General features: G+C 67.0%; 17 protein-coding genes and 1 tRNA gene. 13 read left to right on the top strand and 5 right to left on the bottom strand.

The annotated features are described in order from the left end of the window. Nucleotides 1–1,615, bottom strand: a 1,615-nt coding sequence (locus tag IT306_27275) for a transposase (GenBank protein ID MCC7372147.1), incomplete at its 3' end; no start/stop codon positions are given. A 294-nt stretch (nt 1,616–1,909) separates the two neighbouring features. Between IT306_27275 and IT306_27270 the strand changes: the two genes are divergently transcribed. The 3 genes from IT306_27270 to IT306_27260 all read left to right on the top strand — a co-directional run bounded on the left by IT306_27270 (nt 1,910) and on the right by IT306_27260 (nt 3,253). Beyond that, a complete protein-coding gene (locus IT306_27270; GenBank protein ID MCC7372146.1) occupies nt 1,910–2,104 on the top strand; it encodes a hypothetical protein in 195 nt (64 codons plus the stop codon). 83 nt (nt 2,105–2,187) lie between these two features. Next, on the top strand, nt 2,188–2,664 hold the full coding sequence (locus tag IT306_27265) for a DUF2716 domain-containing protein (protein ID MCC7372145.1): 477 nt from the start codon (nt 2,188–2,190) through the stop codon (nt 2,662–2,664). Between the two features lie 256 nt (nt 2,665–2,920). Beyond that, entirely contained in the window at nt 2,921–3,253 is a 333-nt protein-coding gene (locus IT306_27260) for a hypothetical protein (protein MCC7372144.1), read from the top strand. Nucleotides 3,254–3,840: 587 nt separating this feature from the next. Here the strand turns inward: IT306_27260 and IT306_27255 are convergent. Further along, on the bottom strand, nt 3,841–4,245 hold the full coding sequence (locus IT306_27255; protein MCC7372143.1) for a tyrosine-type recombinase/integrase: 405 nt from the start codon (nt 4,243–4,245) through the stop codon (nt 3,841–3,843). A 131-nt stretch (nt 4,246–4,376) separates the two neighbouring features. On the opposite strand from IT306_27255, the gene IT306_27250 reads away from it, so the two are divergent. From IT306_27250 to IT306_27240, 3 genes are all read left to right on the top strand, one after another. Beyond that, nucleotides 4,377–6,179 carry a hypothetical protein gene (locus IT306_27250; protein MCC7372142.1) on the top strand — a complete coding sequence of 601 codons (1,803 nt, stop codon included), beginning with the start codon at nt 4,377–4,379 and terminating at the stop codon, nt 6,177–6,179. A 142-nt stretch (nt 6,180–6,321) separates the two neighbouring features. After that, nucleotides 6,322–7,194 (top strand): ABC transporter permease, encoded by an 873-nt coding sequence (locus tag IT306_27245; protein MCC7372141.1) that lies wholly within the window; start codon nt 6,322–6,324, stop codon nt 7,192–7,194. Between the two features lie 15 nt (nt 7,195–7,209). Then, nucleotides 7,210–8,118, top strand: coding sequence for an ABC transporter permease (locus IT306_27240; protein ID MCC7372140.1), 909 nt, complete (start codon nt 7,210–7,212; stop codon nt 8,116–8,118). On the opposite strand, the gene IT306_27235 is transcribed toward IT306_27240, so the two are convergent. Continuing rightward, a complete protein-coding gene (locus IT306_27235) occupies nt 8,115–8,960 on the bottom strand; it encodes a PHP domain-containing protein (protein ID MCC7372139.1) in 846 nt (281 codons plus the stop codon). The two genes, IT306_27240 and IT306_27235, sit on opposite strands and share 4 nt — an antisense overlap. A 75-nt stretch (nt 8,961–9,035) precedes the next feature. Then, nucleotides 9,036–9,111 (bottom strand) — tRNA-Ala (locus tag IT306_27230). Between the two features lie 466 nt (nt 9,112–9,577). On the opposite strand from IT306_27230, the gene IT306_27225 reads away from it, so the two are divergent. The 7 genes from IT306_27225 (at nt 9,578) to IT306_27195 (ending at nt 17,153) form a co-directional block, all read left to right on the top strand. After that, nucleotides 9,578–10,423, top strand: coding sequence for a phytanoyl-CoA dioxygenase family protein (locus IT306_27225; protein MCC7372138.1), 846 nt, complete (start codon nt 9,578–9,580; stop codon nt 10,421–10,423). Nucleotides 10,424–10,598: 175 nt separating this feature from the next. Beyond that, nucleotides 10,599–11,825: a zinc-dependent metalloprotease gene (locus tag IT306_27220; GenBank protein ID MCC7372137.1), complete on the top strand. Its 1,227-nt coding sequence runs from the start codon at nt 10,599–10,601 to the stop codon at nt 11,823–11,825. A gap of 19 nt (nt 11,826–11,844) precedes the next feature. Continuing rightward, the gene (locus tag IT306_27215) at nt 11,845–12,324 is read left to right on the top strand and encodes a hypothetical protein (GenBank protein ID MCC7372136.1); all 480 of its coding nucleotides are present in this window, start codon (nt 11,845–11,847) and stop codon (nt 12,322–12,324) included. Next, a complete protein-coding gene (locus IT306_27210; GenBank protein ID MCC7372135.1) occupies nt 12,300–13,913 on the top strand; it encodes a glycosyltransferase family 39 protein in 1,614 nt (537 codons plus the stop codon). Before IT306_27215 ends, IT306_27210 begins: the two co-directional genes overlap by 25 nt. A gap of 78 nt (nt 13,914–13,991) precedes the next feature. Continuing rightward, the gene (locus tag IT306_27205; protein ID MCC7372134.1) at nt 13,992–14,495 is read left to right on the top strand and encodes a hypothetical protein; all 504 of its coding nucleotides are present in this window, start codon (nt 13,992–13,994) and stop codon (nt 14,493–14,495) included. Between the two features lie 68 nt (nt 14,496–14,563). Further along, the gene (locus IT306_27200) at nt 14,564–16,303 is read left to right on the top strand and encodes a hypothetical protein (protein MCC7372133.1); all 1,740 of its coding nucleotides are present in this window, start codon (nt 14,564–14,566) and stop codon (nt 16,301–16,303) included. 91 nt (nt 16,304–16,394) lie between these two features. Beyond that, nucleotides 16,395–17,153: a glucose 1-dehydrogenase gene (locus IT306_27195; GenBank protein MCC7372132.1), complete on the top strand. Its 759-nt coding sequence runs from the start codon at nt 16,395–16,397 to the stop codon at nt 17,151–17,153. Between the two features lie 459 nt (nt 17,154–17,612). Here IT306_27195 and IT306_27190 read toward each other — a convergent pair whose 3' ends face one another. Further along, entirely contained in the window at nt 17,613–20,780 is a 3,168-nt protein-coding gene (locus IT306_27190) for a GAF domain-containing protein (protein MCC7372131.1), read from the bottom strand. Nucleotides 20,781–21,331 lie beyond the last annotated feature (551 nt).

The raw sequence follows: 21,331 nt of genomic DNA, 5'->3' as shown, positions 1-21,331 counted from the left end.
GTGGGATCTGACCGGCGCGGGTGAAGCGGTCGATGAGGAAGGCGGCGAAGTCGAGGCCGAGCTTGCGGGTGGTGGCGGCCAGGGTCATGAAAGTGTCCCAGGCGGCGGCGCCGGCCGGACTGCGGGGACCGAAGCTGACGTCGCGCTTGCGGACGCGTCGGCGGGCGCCGAACTCGGCCGGGTTGTTGTGGAGCGGCAACTCGGGATGCTCCAGGACCAGCAGCAGCTCCGGTTTCTTGTCGCGGGTCAGCGTCAGGCGGCGGTCAAGGTCGTGGTAGCCGGTGACGGTGCCGAACAACTCGTCGAAGCGAGCATCGAGGCGGCCCCGCTCCGTGGGCGTGGGGTGCTCGCGGTAGGCCAACAACTCCCGGTAGTAGGTCCAGAACTGGTCAAGGATATCGGCCAGGACGGCACGCGGCTGGGGCAGCCACGGCGTCAACTGCTTGTAGTGGCGGCCCTCGTGGATCCAGCAGAGCGCCAGCTCCTCGGTGATCGCCCGGAACTGGGGTGCGTCGTCGCAGACCAGCGTGCGCACGACCGGCCAGTCGGGATCGGCGAGGTACGCCGCGAGCGCCAGCGCCTCGCGGACCTGCTCACGCTGGCGGGGTCCCAGCCGGACCAGCGGTCCGTCGAGCAGCGCCGTGAGCGTCGCTTCGTCCAGCGTCTGCTCGCGCGGGAGCATCGCCCGCACTCGGACCTGCGCCGTCGCCGAGAGCCCCAGGAACGCCAGGTGCCGCTCGGCTTCCTGATCGTACCGATAGGCGGCCGGCCGACCGCCGCGCAGCACGTCGATGATGGTCCGTCGGTCCTTGCCCGGCGTCGTCCGGTATGCCGTGTAGAACGGGTTGCACAGGATCTGGCAGTACTGACTCTCGCCATCGACCCGCGTGCTCGTGTCATCCAGGTGCTGGTACGGCGTACTCGCCAGCCCGGCCTGCAGCATCGCACGGGCCTCGATCTCGAAGGCGGTCCGACTCGCCGTCAGCAGCGTCGAGACCGTCCCGGCCGAGATCGCGATCCCATGCGCCTCCAGGAGCTCGTGGATCTTGGTCTCGCTCATCCCCCCACGGTACGCCAGCTCCAGCACCAGCGCACGCAGGTCCGCCGCGAACGTCCCGTCGTCGTACCCGGCCGGGCGCCGTGCCCGATAGCTCCGCCGCTCCGACGGCGAGTACCAGGTCTCCAACTCGAACGCGACCGTGTCCGTCCGCAGCACCAGGTTCTGGACCACGACCGTCTCGTACCCTTTGAACACCGCGTCCGCCGGCAGCGTCGCCGGATCGACCGTTCGCCGCTCGGTCCGATCGATCCGCACCCGGTCCTGCTTGCCCCGCTTCTGCCACGCCTTCGGGGCCGCTCGGCGCTCCTGCTCCGACGAGTAGTCGCTCCCGCTCCCGGCCGACTTCCCAGGTGGGATTTTCGGCTTCCCAGATCCGCCCTTCAGTCGGGCCAGCTCGTCCTTGACCTGTGCCAGCTCTGTCCGCAGCGCCTGGTTCTCCGCCACCAACTCCTCGACCAGGCTCAGCAGCGTACGGATCGCCTGCCGCGCACCGACATCCGCGATCGACGCCAGGTCGAGTCGAGCGAGCGCCTCGGGAACCGGCCGCTTGGCCATCTCACCCCACCACCGATGGTCAACTCCAGCGTACGGTCACCGGCCTCCGCTGCCAACCCCGCTGCCCGCGCCACTTTCCCCGTTGTGCGCAGCCTTGGCTCGCCCCTCCTCGCCTCTCACGCTACCCAGCCTGCCGCGCCGGATCGAGGAGATACGCCTCCTGGCGTAAGTGGTGGTGGCGGTGACGATGGCGGAGCTCAGCGTCGAGCTGACGCGCGAGCGCGCGGCGTTCCGGATGATGCACTCGATGAGTTGGACCATGTACTCCGAAATGGTGCTCCCTCGAAGCGGGGAATGAGAGGTGGGCGCCCCTTCAGAGATCCAGTTAGCGTAGGTTTACCGCCAGGCAGTTATACTGAGTGGGATGTGCATCCGCCAGGTACTCTGGGGCGCGATGGTGAAAGACTTTTAGTAAATGACCTAACCGGGGAAACATACTTTACCCGGGATCATTATCGCACATTTATACCTATTGATATAGCAAGATAATATTGACTAAAGCATGGGTTGATCTAGAATGAGTTATCAAACATGTTTATGAAGTTGCTTCATCTGAGATTGGGAGGGCATTGATGTCTGCATGGGTAGAGTTAGGTCTGTCTGAATATAGCGAGGTGTGGAACGAGTTTACCTCAAGATTCAAGTTTGCTCCGAGCATGGATGCATTAGAGTCAAGAGGTTATACTCCTCCGAAGCCATTTCAGATATATGATATAAGTAAAGTATCTATCAGTAAGTATGATTCAGATTACATAGATCAAGAATTCATGAATATATTCATGAAGATTGTACCAATAGGTGGATATATATATGCATTGGACTGGCATCATGATTCTTATAGAGTATATGTTCATGAAGGGAGCGATCCGTGGTATATATCTATATATCCGGATAGAGACTACCATATATTCCTGTCTAGCGATATGAGCTTTGGTATTATTGGCCACCCATGGATGAAGACTGTGTGTGTCTTTGGGGAGGAGCTTTTAGGTGAGATTATAAGATTCGATCATAGAATGTTCAGGTCGATAATTGAACAATCATCCTAGGGCGGGTTGCCGAGAGCTTGATGGTTGTGTCAAGCTGTGGGGATGAAGGCATACTCCGAGAATCTGCGAGAGCGGGTGATTCGGGCGGTGGAGTCCGGTCGGCGGCGTGAGGAAGTTGCGGCGCGGTTCATCAGCTCGCCCTACGTACGACACCGATGCCCACTACGCCCGGAAGCACACCACCTTTTGGGTCGGCTAGAAGGTTCACCTGACCGAGACTTGCGAGGATGACACCCCAAACCTGATCACCAACGTCGTGACGACGACCGGACCGGTCGCCGACGGTGCCGTGACGCCAGGCATTCATCAGGACCTGGCCGAACGTGACCTGCTGCCGGGCCTGCACGTCGTCGACACCGGGTACCTGGACTCCAAGCTGTTGGTGACCACGTCGGTGCAGTTCGGCGTGGACCTCCTCGGCCCGACCAGGAAGGACTACCACTGGCAGGCCCGCGACGGGCAGGGCTGCGATGCCCAAGGGTTCACGATCAACTGGGACGACGAGCAGGCCACCTGCCCCGCAGGGCGTACAAGGGGTCAACTCACGAAACGGAAAAAATCGTACGCTAAGTCCGGTGACCCAGGGTGATCCCCCGACACTGATCGCGGGGTCCGCAACCTGCTGGTGAAGCTGGGAGGATGGGCTGGCGTCGAGCGCTAACATCCAGCTTCTGTTCCATGGCTACTTGAATCTCCACTACTATTCAGGCCCCTGTACTTGGCACGAGGTGCAGATCGATGGAAGACCCGACAGTTGTGTCTTCTCCTGACATTCCCGAAATGGAGCTGGTTGTGGTGGATGACGAGTTGGCCCAGGCGCCCGAGGTTGAGTAATCACGCATGACGCGGGTGGGGTGGCGATCTGCGCTGCGGTCAGCAGCTGGACTCGGTGACCAGTCGCCTTGAGGTGAGCAGCGATCAAGTGCATGGTGTGGCGTTGACCACTGTTTCCAATGGGTAAGACCATGAGCATCGTCCCTGGTGGCTGTGTATTCGCGAGCTGCTGGTACTGAGCCTCATAGGGCAGGAGTGAGGCTGGGACGAGCGCAACATTGTCCAGCTGCGCCTTCCGGACAGCCCGTGGTGGAGCCTTGAGTGCGCGCACGATCCGGTAGAGCCGCCCGGTCTTCGGATCGACCGCCCGCCGCTGTGGTCGATGGTCAGGCTCACGCGGCGTCATAGACTGGTCGCCTCCATCAGCTTCCGCTTGTTGACCGCATTCGGGTTGATGTACCCCTGGGTCGTCGAGAGCGTCTTGTGGCCCATCCAGTCCATTGGGTCAGGGAGCGGGATCCCTGCACGGACCCTGCGAGCGGCGAAGGTGCGACGGAACGAGTGCGCGGCGGCCTTCTTGGTGATCCCACCCGCCTTGCGGTGCATGACCGACGGGCGCAGGTCGCGCTCCGATCTGCTGTTGGTCGGCTCGACGTCGTCACGGTAGAGAAAGAGACGATCAACCCTGGCGCGGGCCGCCAGGGCAGGCCCTCGTAGGGCCCATCGCCAGCAGACCAGTAGTTCAGCGCTTGACGACGGGCGGGCGCCTGTCGTACACCAGACCCACGGCGAGGGCGACGGACGCAACCCGTCGCCCTCGTCTGCGTTCTGGGACGCCGTTCCTGGCACACCGAGTACCAGGAAGGAGACGGCCCAAACGGGGTAGAATGGCCCCCATCGATCCTCCGTTGACACCTCGCCAGCTCTGGAGGCCTCAGGTGAACAAGGACAACGCTTCAAATCGCAGCGGATCTGTCCACATGCTGACCAGCGCCGTCTCGCGACGCAGCTTCCTGCGGCGGGCTGGCCTGCTCGGCGGCACGACGGCGATGACCGCGCTGCTGGCCGCCTGCCAGCAGCCGCAGGCCCCGGCCAAGCCTGCCGCCGAGGCTCCGAAGCCGACCACCGCGCCGGCCGCCCCGGCCGTCGTCCCGACCCCGCCGCCGGCCAAGCCGACCGAGGCAGCGAAGCCCGCCGAGGCAGCGAAGCCGGCCGCGCCCGCGCCGACCACGGCGGCAGCGGCTCCGACGGCTGCTGCGAAGCCGGCCGCCGCCGCTGGTGGCACGCCGAAGAAGGGTGGCGTCCTCAAGTACGGCCTCTCCACAGACCCCTCGAACTTCGAGCCGCACGTCTCGACCGGCGCCGCCTCCGGAGCGGTCAAGCTGATGGTGTACAGCACCCTGCTGACCTACAACGCGAAGGGCGAGCTGATCGGCAACCTGGCAGAGAGCTTCGGCTGGCTCGACAACAAGACGTTCGAGGTCAAGCTCAGGAAGGGCGTCCTCTTCCACGACGGTTCCGAGCTGACGCAGAGCGACGTCGTCTTCACCTTCAACCGCATCCTCGACAAGGCGACCGCCGCGACCAATGCGCCGCGCCTTGCCGACGTCGACGTCGTCGAGGCCGGCGACAACAACGCCATCCGCTTCAAGCTGAAGCAGTCCAACGCGACGCTGCCGCTGGTCCTGGCGGACAACAGCAGCATGATCGTGTCGGAGAAGTGGATCAAGAGCGGCGTCGATCCGAAGGCGACGATGATGGGCACCGGCCCGTTCAAGTTCGTCGAGCGGCAGCCGGGCGTGGCCGTCGTGCTCCAGAAGTTCGACCGCTACTTCATCCCAGAGCTGCCGTACCTGGACGGCATCACCTTCCAGCCGATGCCCGACGACAACGCCCGTGTGACGGCTCTCCGCTCGGGCAGCGTGGACTTCATCGACTACGTCCCCTACACCCAGATGGACGTGATCCAGAAGTCGAACGACCTCGTGTTCAAGGCGGACACGTCGCTCGGGTTCGGGTGGCTGGCGTTCGTGCACGATGCCGCGCCGGTCAGCGACGTGCGGGTGCGCCAGGCGTTCGCGCTCGGCATGGACCGCGACAAGATGGCCGAGGTGGCGTTCAGCGGCCACGGCTCGGCCATCACCGGCGGGATCATCCCCGAGGGGTGGGTCGGCTACACCAAGGATCTCGAGGGGATGTTCAAGCCGGACTACGAGAAGGCGAAGAGCCTCCTCAAGCAGGCCGGCCAGGAGAATCTGAAGATCGACATCCTGTCCACCTCGACCTACACCGTGATCTCGCGGCCGGCTGAGGCGGCCCAGGCGCAGCTCAAGCAGGCCGGCATCGACGGCAACCTGGTGATGCAGGAGTGGCTGACCTTCCGCCAGACGGTCCAGGCCGGCACCTTCCCGGTCCACGTCTGGGGCTCCGCGCCGAGCTTCAACGACCCTGACTTCCTCAGCGAGTACGTCACCAGCAACGGCTTCTTCGCCAAGCAGATCAAGTTCAAGGACGACACGCTTGACAAGCTGTTCCTGGAGGGCCGCCAGACCGTTGACGTGGCGAAGCGGAACCAGATCTACCAGGACGCCCAGAAGCGCATCGCCGAGGTCGTGCCGTGGGTCTACCTGATTCGCCGCGAGCAGGGTGAAGCGATGCAGAAGTTCGTCAAGGGGTACGAGCACATCGCCGCTGGCGCCTGGACCCAGATCATGCTGCGGGAGACGTGGCTCGACAAGTGAGGCTGGATGTCCTCAAACTGGGGCGGACTGGGGCGAGGCAACGACGATTCGCCGTGAGGAGCAGGAATCGGTGACACGGTATCTGGCGCGGCGACTGGTCTACCTGCTGGTGCAGGTGGTGTTGATCGCCACCACCGTCTTCATGCTGATCAGGCTCGTGCCGGGCGATCCGGCACGGGCGGTGGTCGGCGAGACCGCCTCCGAAGAACAGGTCGCCATTATGCGGCAGCGGCTCGGCATCGACCGGCCGTTCCACGAGCAGTACTTCACCTGGATGGGCGGCGTCCTGCGCGGCGACCTCGGCAAGTCGATCATCAACAGCGATCCGATTGGCAGCCAGATCGCGTTGCGGATCGGCAACACCTTCGAGCTGACGATCCTGTCCACGCTGACGGCCCTGCTGATCGGCATCCCGCTTGGGGTGGTGGCCGCCGTCAAGGCCAACCGCGCGCCCGACTTCGTCGTCAGCACCCTGGCGATGGTCGGCTTGAGCATGCCCGGCTTCGTGGTCGGCACAGTGCTGCTGCTGGTCTTCGGGCTGATGCTGCGCTGGCTGCCCCAGCAGCAGTACGTGCCGTTCCTGTCCAACCCGCGCCAGCACGTGGAGCTGCTGATCCTGCCGGTCCTGACGCTGGCCGCCTCGACCTCCGCCGTCATGATGCGGATGACGCGGGCCTCCATGCTGGAGGTCGTGCGGCAGGACTACGTGCGGACAGCCCGCGCGAAGGGGCTACAGAACGGCATCGTGCTGATGCGGCACGCCCTTCGAAATGCGCTCAACCCGGTCGTCAGTCTGATCGGGCTCGAGCTGGCGGTCCTGCTCGGCGGCACCGTCATCGTCGAGACCATCTTCGGCTGGCCGGGCCTCAGCTCGCTGCTGCTGGCCGGCGTGCGCTCGCGAGACTATCCGACGGTCCAGGCCGTCGTGCTGGTGATCGCCGTGTTGACCATTCTGATCAATCTCGCTGTCGATCTGGTCTACGGCCTGCTCGACCCGCGCATCCGCTACTCGTAGGGGGCAGGAACGCTCATGGCTGCCGATGCACCGGCAAAGACCCCGGGGACGACCGCCGCGGCGGCCGGGCCGACGAGCGCTCGCCGGCTGGCGCCCGAATCGCTGGGTCGGCGGATGCTGCACAGCCCGCGCATCGTGGTGAGCCTCGTCTTCCTCGGTCTGATTGGGCTGGTCTCCCTGGCCGCCCCCGTCGTCGCGCCCCAGGATCCGACCCAGATGGCCGCCCGACCGCTGCTCAGCCCTGGGGGCCAGTATCTGCTGGGGACCGACGATTTCGGGCGCGACGCCCTGAGCCGGCTGATCTTCGCAGGCCGGGTGTCCCTTGGCGTGTCGGTGGCGTCGGTCGTCATGGCGACGTTCGTCGGCGTCTGGCTGGGCTTGATGGCCGGCTACTTCGGCGGCTGGGCCGACACGCTGATCATGCGCGCGATGGACCTGCTGCTCAGCTTCCCGACGATTGTGCTGGCAATCGCCATCGTCGCGATGCTGGGGGCGAGCCTGACCAACCTGATCTTCGTCATCGCCATCGTCTACGTGCCGCGATTTGTCCGCATTGTCTACGGAGCCACGCTCAGCGTTCGCGAGCTTGAGTACGTCCAGGCCGCGCGCGTGGCTGGGGCAGGCGACTTCCGCATCCTGCGCCGCTCGATCCTGCCAAACGTCCTGACGCCGATCATGGTGCAGTTCTCGCTGAGCCTCGGCTTCGCGATCCTGGTCGAGACGGGCCTGTCGTTCCTGGGCCTGGGAGCGCAGCCGCCAACGCCGTCCTGGGGCAACATGGTGGCCGCCGCCCGCCCGACGATGGAGACGCACGTCTGGCTGCTGCTGGCGCCAGCCGGCGCGGTCGGCCTGACGATCCTGATGCTGAACACGCTGGGCGATGGCCTGCGCGACCTGCTCGACCCGAGGATGGCCCGCAACTAGCGCGTCAGGCCGCGACGCCAGAAGTCGTAGGGGTCAGCGCCGGCCCGGAAGCCCTGCGCTTCGACCATTGCTGCCGCGGCTTCGAAGCCGAGCGCGAGCCGATCTGGCAGGTGGGCGTCGCTGGCGAAGCTGACAGCGTCACCGCCCTCCTCGTACCACCAGCGGACAATCACTGGCGGCAGCGGAACGCGGGTGTTCACTTCGAGGACGCGGCCCGTCTGCTTGAGCGCCCGCAGGACCGCGCGGTACTCGGCCTCGAACTGGGCAGGCACGAACTCCGACCCCGACTTGTGCCAGTGCCGCACCGGGTAGTCGATGTGCGCCAGCACCTGGAAGACGCTCGACCCCTCGATCATCTGGCGGACCTCGTCCAGGTACGCGCCCATCACCTGGGCGGCCGGCTCGGTCCAGAAGTAGACGTCCATCAGTCGTGCGCCATCGCCGTCACGGCGCGAATGGACCGACGCCAGGATCCGCTCGAAGGGGTGCCGCGCGGCCAGGCGGGCGACGGCGTCAGGGTGCCAGTGCGGCTCGCTGATCTCGACGCCGGACAGGATACGCAGCGTGGGAAAGCGCTCACGGCAGCGCTCGATGCTGGCGAGGTAGCCGTCGACGTCGATCTCGGGGTGCCGGAGCACCGTGCCGCCACCCATGTGGCGCAGGAACGCCTGTGGCAGCGCCGGGAGCACCTCCGGCTCGAAGAGATACGGCACGAAATCGACGTGCTCCGTGAAGGCGAGCGCCGGCAGCCCGATCTCGACGGCGCGGGCGCAGGTCTGCTCCATGTTGCCGGCGATGGCATCCCAGGACCACTCCGAGTGGACGTGGTTGTCTGGCGGCAACACAGGCAGCACACCTCGCAGGGGCAGGCCGCTCTGGCGGCCGGTTCGTGGCAGCCAACCGTCAGGGCGGGTGGCTGGTGGACCTGAGGGGACTCGAACCCCTGACCTCGCGGATGCGAACCGCGCGCTCTCCCAGCTGAGCTACAGGCCCTGGCATCGACAACCGGCCACGAGAGCCAGTCGGACAGCGACGAGAACTATAGCATGTCACGGCCCGAACTGCGAGGCTCGCCGTGGGTCGTGAGCGGGTGTAGGGTTCTGGGTTCCGGGTTTCAGAGGTGGGTCGTGGGTCGTGGGTCGTGGGAATCGCGTGTTTGCTACGATGCAGTGACGCATGTCGCTTCTGGAAACCAGCCCGCCGTAAACCCATACAAGCCCACACGCGGGACAGGACGCAGGGCGTGCGCGGTGGCCTCCCCTCACCTCACGGAACGTGCGTGCGGAAAGATGATGGGCGCCCGTCGTTGACGAGCAGGTGAAACGGCGGCGTCATCTGGCCTATGCTCTCAGAGCGCTCGCCCCGTGGGTGCGCGAGCGTGCGATGCGCTCCACCTGTCGGCCGGCGCCGGCCGATGCATCACGTCCGCGCCGCCTGGCGGCCGGAGGGAGGACCGTCGATGATCGACGCGACGAAGCTGTCGCCAGCGGAGCAGAAGGCGTTCTACGACGAGCAGGGCTACATCGTCCATCCAGAGCTGCTGACTCGCGACGAGGTGGCCGTCCTGCGGGCGGCGCTGGCCGAGGTGCTCGAAGAGTCGAAGGGGCTGACCGAGAACAACGACAAGTTCTCGATCACCCGCGGCGACGATGGCGGCTACTACGTCCGCCGAATCTTCAACCCGATCAAGCAGCACCAGGCGTTCTGGGATGCGATGCACCACCCCCGCATCCTCGACGCCGTCGAGGCCCTGATCGGCTCGAACATCCAGCTGCACCACTCGAAACTGAACCTCAAGCCGCCCACCAGCCGCGAGGCCCGCTTCGAGTGGCACCAGGACTACCCGTTCTTCCCGCACTCCAACTACGACCTCGTGGCCGTCCTCGTTCACCTGGACGACGCGACGCGTGAGAACGGGTGTCTGCGGATCATCCCCGGCAGCCACAAGCAGGGACCGCAGATGCACGTCTTCGCGCGGGACGGCGCATTCTCGTCGAAGCTGGCCGATCAGGCCGTCCTCGGCGACGAGTCGTCCTGGTTCTACGCCGAGTGTCCGGCCGGCGGCGTCGAGATCCACCACTGCAACATGCTCCACAGCTCGACGGCCAACCGTGGGACCAACCCGCGCAGCGTCCTGATCTTTCAGTACCGTGCAGCCGACAACGTGCTGCTGGGTGGCAGTGGCGGCGCGTACGGCGCTGGCACCATCGTGCGGGGCACGAACCCGTACGAGGCGCGGCTGCTCGACGGCACGGTGGTGAAGCTGCCCGGCGAGATCAAGGACCCACTCCAGCGCGACGGCTGACCGGCGGCGGTCAGCTTTCAGCTCCCAGCGGTCGGGAGGCGTCGCGCACCGCCGACTGAGGACTCCTGAAAGCTGACCGCTGAGAACTCGGCGGCTGGTAGAATCCAGAGGCGGCCCGTTCGGTGCATCGTGCCCGAGGCGGGCCGCGCCGGTTGCTACCACGCGAGGAGAACCCATGCCAGGACCGCTCCAACTCTTCGGCCAGCCGTCCCGAGGAGCGCTCGCTCGAGGTGTGCTCGTTGGCGGAGCGGTGGCGGTCGGTTGGGCCATCGCCCGACGGTACGCCGACGATGGCGATACCCGCCTCATCGACTGGGACACCGCCACGAAGGTGGCGACGCGCCTCAGCGGCGCCGATGGCGGGATCTCGTCGCTCGACCGCGCCCGCCTCCAGCACGAGTACGAGTCGATGGTCCGCGAGATCGAGGGGCCGATTGCCGACTACTGCGGCACCACGCTGCCGCTCGGCGAGATCGACGTGCGCGTGCTCGACCGCGCCGAGTGGATCCAGGCGAATGTCGTCAGCTTCAAGCAGATGTTCCGCCCGCTCGAAGAGGTCTACGTCGAGACGCTGAGCAAGGCTGGCGGCGGCTTCCCTGGCATGACGCGGATCAGCCGCACGGTCCTCTCGACGCAGGTCGGCGTGCTGCTCGGCTTCCTGGCGCGGAAGGTGCTGGGCCAATACGACATCAGCCTGCTCGGCCACGAGCCGATGGAGACCGGCAAGCTGTACTTCGTCGAGCCGAACATCCGCATCCTGGAGCGCACGCTCAGCGTGCCGGCCCACGATCTCCGCAAGTGGATCGCGCTGCACGAAGCGACGCATGCCCATGAGTTCGAGGTCTATCCGTGGGTGCGGACCTTCTTGAATACGCAGTTGGAGAGCTACCTCCGCAGCATGGCCGAGGAGCTGACCAGCCCGGCCGGCACGGTGATCGGCGGGCTGGCGGCGCGGCTGCTCTCCAACCTCAGGAACGGGCACAACCTGATCGAGGCGATGATGTCGCCGCACCAGCGGCAGATGCTCTCGCGGCTCCAGGGGCTGATGAGCCTGGCCGAGGGGTACTCGAACCACGTCATGAATCGCGTCGGCGCGCAGTTGTTGCCGTCCTACGAGGAGATTCACCAGCGCGTCGAGCATCGGCAGGCGAACCGCAGCCAGATCGAGGAGCTGTTCCTGCGCCTGACGGGCCTCAAGATGAAGATGGAGCAGTACGCGCTGGGCGAGAAGTTCGCCGGGCGCGTCGCGGACGAGCGCGACGTGGCGTTCTTGAATCAGGCGTGGCAGTCGCCAGAGTGGCTGCCGTCCGAAGCCGAGATCCGCGATCCTGACAGCTGGATCGCGCGGATGGACCGCGAAGGGGGCGTGCGTGGCCGGGGAGCCGCCGTCCAGGCCGGCTAGGGCGCAGCGCGGCGGCCTGATGCGGTTCACGGTGGTCGACAACGAGTCCACGGTGAGCTTCATCGGGCCGGACCGCGCGCTGCATGCGCTGGTCGCCGCGTGCGCCACGGGGCCGGCTTCGCTGACCGATCTGCTGGACCGTGTCTCGCTGTTCGTGGGCGATCTCCGCGAGCGCGTGTTGAGCGGGCTGGCCGTCTTCGACGAGCACAACGCCAGGGACAATACCCGCTGGATCCATGCGGCCTTCGAGATCTGCAAGCCGGAAGAGGTGCCGGTCTTCCGAGTGCTCGACGGCCGAACCCGCGACATGAGCCTCAGCCCGGTCTGGGCCGGGGCCGTCGTGTTCAACCTGAAGTCGCGGCGCATCGTCCAGATCCAGAACACCTACGCCGACATCAAGCGGAAGGGGCGGCTGCGCGTGCTGGAGGGGCAGACGCCGACCAACCGTGTCGAGCGGTACGAGCTCGGCCCGGAATGGACGGTCGTGCCGGAGCGATGACGGCAGCTCCGGCCCCCGCTCCCATGGTCGCCCGCCCGTCCGCCCAGGGCCGACGCCCGGCCCTCGACTGGCTCTCCCGCCTGCTGGCCTGGGATGTCGTGGTGCTGGCGGCGATGCTGGGGATCGCGGCCGCGGCGCGCTGGCCGAATCTCTGGCTGATCCCGACGTTCACCGACGAGACCATTGAGGTCAAGCTCTCTTACGACATCGTGCGGGGGGCAGCCGCGCCGTTGACGAGCGTCGATCCGTACATCGGCGCGTTCTGGAACTGGGTGCTGGCGCTCGGGTTCTGGACGGTCGGGCTGAGTCCGTGGCTGCCGCGCCTGCTGGTCTTCCTGACGGGCGTCGCCACGGTCGGGGCCGCCTGGTGGCTCGGGCGGGAGGTGACAGGCCGGCGCGGTGCCGTGGTCACGGCGCTCTTCATGGCCGGTTGCTCGACGCACGTCCTGGTGAACAGCCACGTTGCGTGGTCGCACTCGACCACGCCGCTCTGGACGACGCTCGGGATGGCCTGCCTCGTGCGCGCCCTGCGGGGGGATCTGCGCTGGGCCGTCGGAACGGGGTTCTTCGTCGGTCTGGGGGTGCAGACGCACATCACCTCGGTGCTGCTGCTCCCCGGCATCGGCCTGACCGTGCTGCTGCAGCGGCCGGGCATCCTGCGTACCCGCTGGGCGCTGTTCGCCGTGCTGGCGTTCGCGTTGGCGACGGTCAATCTGCTGGTCTACAACGTCCAGACCGGCGGCGGGACGCTGCGTGGCGGGCAGGCAGTCCTGGCGGACTACAACAGCCAGGACGACGGCCCCGACGCCAGCGCCTACACCGAGAACCTTGGTCGGTTGACGCTGGCGACCTCCTGGGTGCTGAGCGGAGCCATTGAGAAGCGCCGCTTCGTCAACGAGACGCTGGCGCAGCCGCTCTTGCTCGGATACCTGGGCCTGGCCGTCGCCAGCGTCCTGTGGGCGGCCCGCCGCCGGGTCTGGCTGCCCTTGCTGGTATGCGTGCCGTACCTGCTGGCGTTGCCGCTGCTCCAGGGCAAGTACGAGCCGCTGCTGAACGGTCGGTACGTCATGCCGATCCTGCCTCTCGCCTTCGCGAGTATCGGGCTGGTCGTGGCAGAACTGTCCATCAGGCTCGCGCGGCGCTGGCCGACACAGGCAGGGTTGACCGGGGCCGTGATGCTGGGAGTGGCCCTGGTGGTGGCGCTCTACCCGCTCGCGCCGTTGGCCCGCTACCAGCGGTCTGCCCGGACCAATCATCCGATCCTGGCCGCTCACGAGGCGGTGCTGGCCGGCCGCCAGCCCGGCGAGAAGGTGCTGGTGGACTACGGCCTCGACGGGGTCTTCTTCATGGCGGCCGGCAGCGCCTTCAAGGCGACTGAGTTGCTGCTCGGGGGCAGCAACGTCCCGTACACGGTGATCGATGCCCGCCCGGCCTCGCTGGAGGATGCGCTCCAGGGGCAGGGGTCGCGGCTGATCGTGCTGAACGCCGAGAAGGTGCGGAACCTGAGCCGCAATTTCACGCTGACGCCGCTGATGGGCGGCGAGCGCGACGGCCCCGGGTTTGGGGTCTTCCGAGTCTCGGTCCGATGATCCGAAGCGTCACATGTGTGAGTGTGATTGCGAGCATGCGTCAGTCGATGGGTCGCCGGGAGCGGGTATACTAGCCGCATGGCAGAGCAGGCGCGAACGGCGAACCAGGACAGGCGGCGTGTGGGGCGGCGGGCGGCACTCGGGGTCTGGGCCAGCGGTCTGATGGGCGTGGCCGGGGCCTGCGGCGACCGCTACGCGTCTGAGATCGACGGGCCGGACGGCAAGATCCTCCAACTGGAGCGCGACGATCTCCTGGTGCTGGTCAGCGACTTCAAGGGTCAGTATCAGCCGGGTGATCGCATCGCCGTGAAGGTGCTGATCAACAACCAGAGCAGCCGGCTCTGCCAGGCGCGCATCCGCACCCGCCTGCTCGGGCGAGGTCAGCAAGCGGTCGTCGAGGCCGAGGTGGCGACGGTCAACATCCGCCCGTTCGACGCCACGCCGACCGAGCGTGTCCTGAGCCTGCCGAACAACCTGCCGGCCGGCGAGTACACCCTTCAGGTGGAGCTGCCGCCCTGGAGCTTCGAGGGTCGGCAGGCCGGCGGCGGCGCGATGACTACCACCATCAAGATCGGCGCCTGAGCGCGCGGCGGTCTGGGTCCAGGTAGGCGACTCCCCTGACCGCCGGCAGCCGAGGCCCCGCCGCTCCGATGGGCAGCATTGTGGTTTCGACCGGCTCGCTGCCGCTGACGGCGACGGCCGTCCGCAACGCCCGGCTTCGGGCGGCCGGCATCGCGCTGATCCCGGCGCTGCTGTTCCTGTTCGCGGCAGCGCCGCGGCTCTTGCAGCCGGATCTCGTGCCGTTCGGCTCAACCCAGGCGCGGTACGTCACCGCTGCCGAGAACGCTGGCGTGGTTTCCGGGTGGCAGCTGGTCGGGGATCCGTCCCATTCAGCCCTCGCCTGGACGTATGCGCTGCTCGCCGTGCAGTCGTCACCCGTCATCGGCTGGGTGATCGTGCGGGGGCTGCTCGATGCGCTCGGGGTAGCGTTCCTGTACCTGAGCGCGCGCCCTATCCTCGGTGTTCGTGGGGCGGTGGCTCTGGGTTTGCTTTCGAGCGTCTCGCCGATCCTCTGGAGCGCGAGCCGTGACCCCGCCGGGTCGCTGAGCGCGCTGCTGACCGCGCTGGCGCTGTGGGCAGGCGTGGCGCTCGCACGCCGTCCGACGCTCGTGCGGGGCGGCCTGTTCGGGCTTGCGCTCGGCCTGCTGATGCGGGCAGATCCGTTCCCCTGGTTGCCGGTGGCCATCGGGGCCGTGGCCCTGGGCGTGGGCCGGGCTTCGTGGCGCGTCGGCAGCCTGACGGCGCTCTGCATGTTGCTGCTGGCATGGCCCGTCGTGCCGGCGATGCGCGACGCGACGTCACTGGGAAGCGTGGTGAGCGGCCTGCTCTCGCCGAGTCGCGGGCTGCTCACCTCGCTCTGGCCGTTGCTGTGCCTCGCCATCGCCTCTCCACTTCTGGTCCGGCGGCGGGCCGTTCGGTGGTTGACCTGGACCGTTCTGGGCGGGCTGTGCGCACTGTCCGTGGCTATCACCGTGCTGGACATGCAGGCGGATGCGTCGGCCGAGTGGCAGCGCTCGATTTTCGACAGCCGGGCGGGGAATCCGTATACCGACGCGTCGATGCTTGCGGTGACGGGCACACTCGGCTCACGGCCCAGTCTTCGCGAGGTCGACGCGCTCACCAGGGGGCTGCGTGAGGCCGCCGGGCGTTCGGACGCGCACGAGGTCACCGTGGTCGACTCGCAGACGCTCCGAATGACCGACGTCATCACCTACGCTGTGCGTCGGGCTGGCCTCCACGAGCGGGGGCTTCAGTTCGCCATCGGGACGCTGCCGCTCGAACGCGAGGCGCTGTATCTCGTAGCGGAGCACGCGCGCGCGGAGGCAACCCGGCCCTGGCCGGCTGAGTTCCTTCGCCCGTCTTCCAGTGTGCAACAGTTCACCCCAGAGGGCGTGCCACTCGGACTGTCAGTCCTCTCGCTTCGACCGCGCGACGCCGATCACTGGCTGATGAAGACCGTCCCGGTGGCGAACGGGGAGTTCGCAGATGGGACGGTCCTCAGGGGCGTTGCATTGCACACGGTTGGATCGTTGCTGAGCGTGACGACGTACTGGCAGTTGCCAACGCGCAGCCAGACTGCAAGTTTGGGTGAGCGCGTCCGCGTCAGCCTGTCCTCGACAGGGCAGGCTCCTACGAACACGGGGCTGCCTTCGCTTGCCAGCCGGCATGCCGATGAACTGACGGTCCTGACGGTGCTCGCGCCACTGGAGCGCGGCGGACCGACCTCCGCCACGCTCGACCTCCAGCTGTTCGATTCGGCAGGCAGCGCTGTCGCACGGACGGATGGCGCTCCCTCCCTCAGCGTGCCGATCGGGCTGCCGCACCGCTGACGTTCTCGTTCGCGCGGTCTGACTCGTAGTCTGACGGGAGCGTCGGCCTGTGGTACAAGGTCGGCGCGCACGGCGGCGCACGGGAGGCAGCATGACGCTGGCAATCGATCTGACCGGCAAGGTCGCGGTGGTGACGGGGGCCGGCAAGGGGATCGGGCGCGCCATCAGCCTGGAGTTGGCACAGGCCGGCGCAGACGTCTTCGGCGTCAGCCGGACCGCCTCAGATCTGGATTCGCTCGCATCAGAGGTCCGCGCGCAGGGCGTCAGGTTCGGGGCCTGCGTGGCCGATCTGTCGTCCGCCGCCGCTGCGGAGCAGGCCGCTCGGGCTGCTGCTGACTTCGGACAGGTTGATGTCCTGGTGAACAACGCCGGCATCGCCCGCACCGCACCAGCCGAAGATGTGACCGAGGCCGACTGGGACGCCGTCATGGACACCAACCTCAAGGGCGCGTTCTTCGTGGCGCAGGCGTTCGGGCGTGGGATGCTGGCGCGCGGCGGCGGGCGGATCGTCAACGTCACGTCGCAGGCCGGCGTGGTCGGCCTGCGCGATCACGCGGCCTACTGCGCCAGCAAGGCCGGCCTGGGCCTGCTGACAAAGGTGCTGGCTATCGAGTGGGGACCGCGCGGCGTGGCCGTCAATGCCGTTGCGCCGACGGTGATCCTGACGCCGATGGGCGAGCAGGTCTGGGGCGATCCTGCCGTCGGTGCGCCGATGCTGGCGAAGATCCCGCTGGGGCGCTTCGGGCGGCCGGCGGAGGTCGCAAGTGTGGTGGCGTTTCTCGCCAGCGACCTCGCCGGCATGATCAACGGCGAAACGATCCTGATCGACGGCGGGTACACGGCCCAGTAGGCAGGGCGTGGATCGTGGGGCGTGGGGCGTGGGGCGTCGGGCGTGGATCGTGGATCGTGGATCGTGGAGCGTGGATCGTGGATCGTGGATCGTGGATCGTGGAACTCCTGGTGAAAGCACGCGACTTGCAATTGTCATCCTGAGCGCAGCGAAGGACCTCACCCGCTGACCGTCACTCTTTGTGTCACGCACCGACCGTCATCTTCTGCATCACTCGATGATCGTCAGCGCTCGCGTCAGCGGGTGAGGTCCTTCGCTGCGCTCAGGACGACAATTGCAAGTCGCGTACATACCAACGGCTGGCCGTCTGCGAGTCTGCTTCCTGACGCCGAGCGCCACACGATCCACTTGGCCGAGCGCCACACGATCCACCTGGCCGACGCCGACGGCGGCCCTGAGGAAGCTGGCGGCGGGGGAGACGACTCGGGGGAAGCAGACCTGGCGGCGTGCCGTTCGCCGCTATGCGCTGCTGCGCCCGCCGGTTGCCCGCGCCGCGCCGTGCAGCGGGGCCCAGCGTTCCAGCGCCGCCCGCAGCGCGTCGATCTGCACCGGCTTGCTCAGGTAGTCGTCCATGCCGGCGGTCAGGCAGCGCTCGCGGTCGCCCTGCATCGCGCTGGCCGTCATCGCGATGATCGGCGTGCGGTGGCCGCTCGTCTCATGCTCGCGGATGGCCGCCGTCGCCTCGAAGCCATCGACGTCCGGCATCTGGCAGTCCATCAGGATGGCGGCATACGGCTGCCGCTGGCTGCTCTGGATCGCCTCTCGGCCGTCCGAGACGACATCCGCACGGTAGCCAAGCCGCTCCAGCATCCGTACGGCCACGCGCTGGTTGACGGCGTTGTCCTCGGCAACCAGGATGCAGGGTCGTGACGCCGTGCGGTCGTGCTGGCCAGGGCCGTCAACGGCTCCGCCGAGGCGACGCAGCCCGAAGCTCCGGGCTGCTCGACTCTTCAGCGCGATAGCCACGGCGTCCAGCAGCTGCGGTTGGCGGACCGGCTTCGTCAGCGCGACCGAGATGCCGCTCTGATGCAGCGCGTCGATCGTCCCTGGCGCGCCGATGGAGGTGAGCATCACCAGCGGCAACGCTGAGAGCCGATGGTCGAGCTTGATCTGGCGAGCGAGATCCAGCCCGTTGGTGGCCGGCATGTGGTAGTCGAGCACCGCCAGGTCGAAGGGCCGGTGCAGCGCAGCGGCGGCGTGCAGCGCCGCGAGCGCCGAGGCCGCGTCAGACGCACTCTGGGGGAGGATGCCCCAGGCGGCCATCTGCCGTTCGAGGATGAGCCGGTTGGTGGCATTGTCGTCGACGATCAGGATCCGCTTGCCGATCAGCTCGTCGGGCGGAATCGGCGGGGCCGGGGCCTCGGCATCGGAGCGTTCGAGCTGCGCCTCAAACCAGAAGGTGCTGCCGGCGCCCTCGGCGCTGTCCATCCCGATCGTGCCGCCCATCAACTCCACCAGTTGCCGCGAGATGGTGAGCCCCAGGCCGGTGCCCCCGTAGCGGCGGGTGGTCGAGCCGTCGGCCTGCGAGAACGCCTGGAAGAGGCGCGGTCTGAGGGCGTCCGGGACGCCGATGCCGGTGTCCCGCACCTCGAAGCGCAGCGTCGGATGGCGGAAGGCGCGCTCGTTGGCAGCGTCGGCGTCGGCGACGGTGACTGAGATCAGCACCTCGCCGCGTTCGGTGAACTTGACGGCGTTGCTGACCAGATTGGTCAGGATCTGCCGCAGGCGGCCGGAGTCACCACGGACCAGCCCCGGCACGTCGTTCGCGATGTCGGCGACCAGCTCCAGGCCCTTCCGATGGGCGGACTCGGCGAGCAGGTCCGCGACCTCCTCGACCAGCTGGCGGATGTTGCAGTCCAGCAGTTCGAGCTCCAGGCGCCCGGCTTCGATCTTTGAGAAGTCCAGGATGTCGTTGACAATCGTCAGCAACGACTCGGCGCTCGATCTGATCGTCTCGGCAAACTCCTGCTGATCGTGGTCCAGCGCGGTGTCGAGCAACAGGCCGGCCATGCCGATGACGCCGTTCATCGGGGTGCGGATCTCGTGGCTCATGTTGGCGACGAACTCGGACTTCAGGCGGGACGATTCAACCGCCCGGTCGTACAGGCTGGCGTTCGTCATCGCCGTTGCCGCCTGGGCGGCCAGCAGCTCCAGAAGCTGGACGTCGTCGTTTCGGTGATCGCGGGTGTCGTGGTACAGCACGTCGAGCGCGCCAATCGAGCGTCCCTCGATGACCAGCGGCACGATGATCTGCGAGCGGAATCCGTGCCGCCGCGACCAGGTCAGTTGTCTCAGGTTTGGGACCGTCTCGAAGTTGTTGATGACGGCCGGCTGCTGGCTGGTTACCACCTGACCGGTCAGTGTCTGGTCCAGTTCGATGCGGTGACGCGCCTGGAAATGCTCCACGTGTGAGATCAGCTCGGCCTGCCCTGACAGCGCGACGACTTCCAGCATCTCGCTGTCGTCGCCGAGCAGGAAGAGGCGCGAGAGGTCAGCGCCCAGCAGATCGACAGAAGCCTGCGTCACGAACTGCTGCACGGTCTGGACGTTCAGGGTCTCGCCGACGAGGCGGCTGAGCTCGGCGAGGCGCGTCATGCGGCGGGCGCGGGTCGTGGCCTGCTCGAAGAGGCGGGTCTTCTCGATGGCCACGGCCAGGTGCGGCGTCAGCTCTTCGAGATAGTCCACATGCTCGCGCGAGAAGGCGTTCACCCTGTCACTCACCAGGTTGAGCACCCAGCGGCAATCCTCTCCGCGCACGATCGGGACACAGACGCTCGACAGAAAGCCGAGCTTGACGCGGTCGGCGTGCAGGGGGTTGGTGCTCAGCCGGTAGTCCGGCACGATGATGGTCGTCCGTGACTGAATGGCCCGCAGGGCGACGGTGCCCTCGGCCGACTCCCGCACGATCGGCATCGCGCCCGCGTTCTTCCGTGCGTGCATGGCGTAGAACGTCACCGTGTGCGACGGCTGTTCGTACAGCGCGAAGCTGCCCAGGACACACGGGACGATGCGCTGGATCTCACGCAGCAGGGCGCTGAGCAGTTCTGGCAAATCGAGCGATGAGCTGATGATGCGCGCCATGTCGGCCACGACCTCGGCTCGGTGCGCCTGGGCCAGCGAGCGCTCGCGCAGACGGGCGTTCTCCAGCGCGACGCCGGCGAGTGACGCGAGGGCCGTCAGCGTCTCGACTTCCGGCGCGGAGAACGGCTCGCCGTTGTAGCGAAAGACGGTAATAGCCGCGAGGGGCTCGCCGGACATCACCACGGGCGCGGCCATCGCCGTGAGGTTGGGCACCCGCGCATACGCCTCGCGCAGGATCGGGCCGGCCGAGATAGAGGCGTCCTGGAGGATGTTGATGGCGACTGTAGGCTCACCTGTCGAGATCGCCTTGCCGGCGACGCCATCCGTCCGAGGATAGGGGCCAAGCTCGAGGAGTGGGAAGGCGTCGGCCCCGGCTGCGTGGGTGCAGCGGACCAACTGCGTGGATGTGTCCAGTTGGAACAGTCCGGCCGTCGCCGCTTCGCCCAGGCGCAGCGCGGCGTCGAGAATGATGGCAACCGTCGACTCAGGCCCGTCCGCAGCGAGTATCGCCTGGGACACTTCGAGGATCAGCCTGGGGGACAGCATCTCTCGACCTGCACATCCATGTGACACTGCTGGTCGGCTGCTCGCAGCGCAGCGAAATCGGCCGTACCAACACTCTCAACGGGAGGACACCCGCAAACGGGATGCGGACGCCCAGCTGGCACAAACGGTCTGTCGTGTGCGCGGCTTGGCAGCGGCGCGCCGGTCGTGGCATGCGCGTCCATCGATGATGGTGCGTCGGCCCCGACGAGCGCAAGGTCTGCGTCAGCGACCGCAGGGCAATCGCATGTTGGGTGTGTCGTGCCGCCGCGTCGGGGCTTGAAAGCCCCGCCTACACGCATGCAGTCGCTGCGCGACGCTCCAGTCGCACCAGTCCCTGTCCGTGCCCGGTGTCCGTCGCGCAGCGACGGTGTGACTGTAGGCGGGGACTTCAGTCCCCGACCGCCCGTTCCATGATGCTTCGGGGACACCAATGAACAGGCAATCGCCCTGATGCTGCTACCAGTGCAATCGTATGTTGAGCGCGTCGTGCCGCCGCGTCGGGGCTTGAAAGCCCCGCCTACGATCCTGCAGTCGCTGCGCGACGCTCCAGT

It is taken from the genome of Chloroflexota bacterium (assembly GCA_020850535.1).
Classification (GTDB): domain Bacteria; phylum Chloroflexota; class UBA6077; order UBA6077; family JACCZL01; genus JADZEM01.
The sequence above is the reverse complement of the archived record's forward strand: the minus strand, read 5'-3'. Positions and strand labels throughout refer to the sequence as shown.

What these genes read in the sequence shown, in the direction of transcription:
- IT306_27270 (MCC7372146.1), top strand. Translation starts at nt 1,910, where the DNA reads ATGAGAGGTGGGCGCCCCTTCAGAGATCCAGTTAGCGTAGGTTTACCG.
- IT306_27265 (MCC7372145.1), top strand. Translation starts at nt 2,188, where the DNA reads ATGTCTGCATGGGTAGAGTTAGGTCTGTCTGAATATAGCGAGGTGTGG.
- IT306_27245 (MCC7372141.1), top strand. Translation starts at nt 6,322, where the DNA reads ATGCTGATCAGGCTCGTGCCGGGCGATCCGGCACGGGCGGTGGTCGGC.
- IT306_27240 (MCC7372140.1), top strand. Translation starts at nt 7,210, where the DNA reads ATGGCTGCCGATGCACCGGCAAAGACCCCGGGGACGACCGCCGCGGCG.
- IT306_27225 (MCC7372138.1), top strand. Translation starts at nt 9,578, where the DNA reads ATGATCGACGCGACGAAGCTGTCGCCAGCGGAGCAGAAGGCGTTCTAC.
- IT306_27220 (MCC7372137.1), top strand. Translation starts at nt 10,599, where the DNA reads ATGCCAGGACCGCTCCAACTCTTCGGCCAGCCGTCCCGAGGAGCGCTC.
- IT306_27215 (MCC7372136.1), top strand. Translation starts at nt 11,845, where the DNA reads ATGCGGTTCACGGTGGTCGACAACGAGTCCACGGTGAGCTTCATCGGG.
- IT306_27210 (MCC7372135.1), top strand. Translation starts at nt 12,300, where the DNA reads ATGGACGGTCGTGCCGGAGCGATGACGGCAGCTCCGGCCCCCGCTCCC.
- IT306_27205 (MCC7372134.1), top strand. Translation starts at nt 13,992, where the DNA reads ATGGCAGAGCAGGCGCGAACGGCGAACCAGGACAGGCGGCGTGTGGGG.
- IT306_27200 (MCC7372133.1), top strand. Translation starts at nt 14,564, where the DNA reads ATGGGCAGCATTGTGGTTTCGACCGGCTCGCTGCCGCTGACGGCGACG.
- IT306_27195 (MCC7372132.1), top strand. Translation starts at nt 16,395, where the DNA reads ATGACGCTGGCAATCGATCTGACCGGCAAGGTCGCGGTGGTGACGGGG.
- IT306_27190 (MCC7372131.1), bottom strand. Translation starts at nt 20,780, where the DNA reads ATGCTGTCCCCCAGGCTGATCCTCGAAGTGTCCCAGGCGATACTCGCT.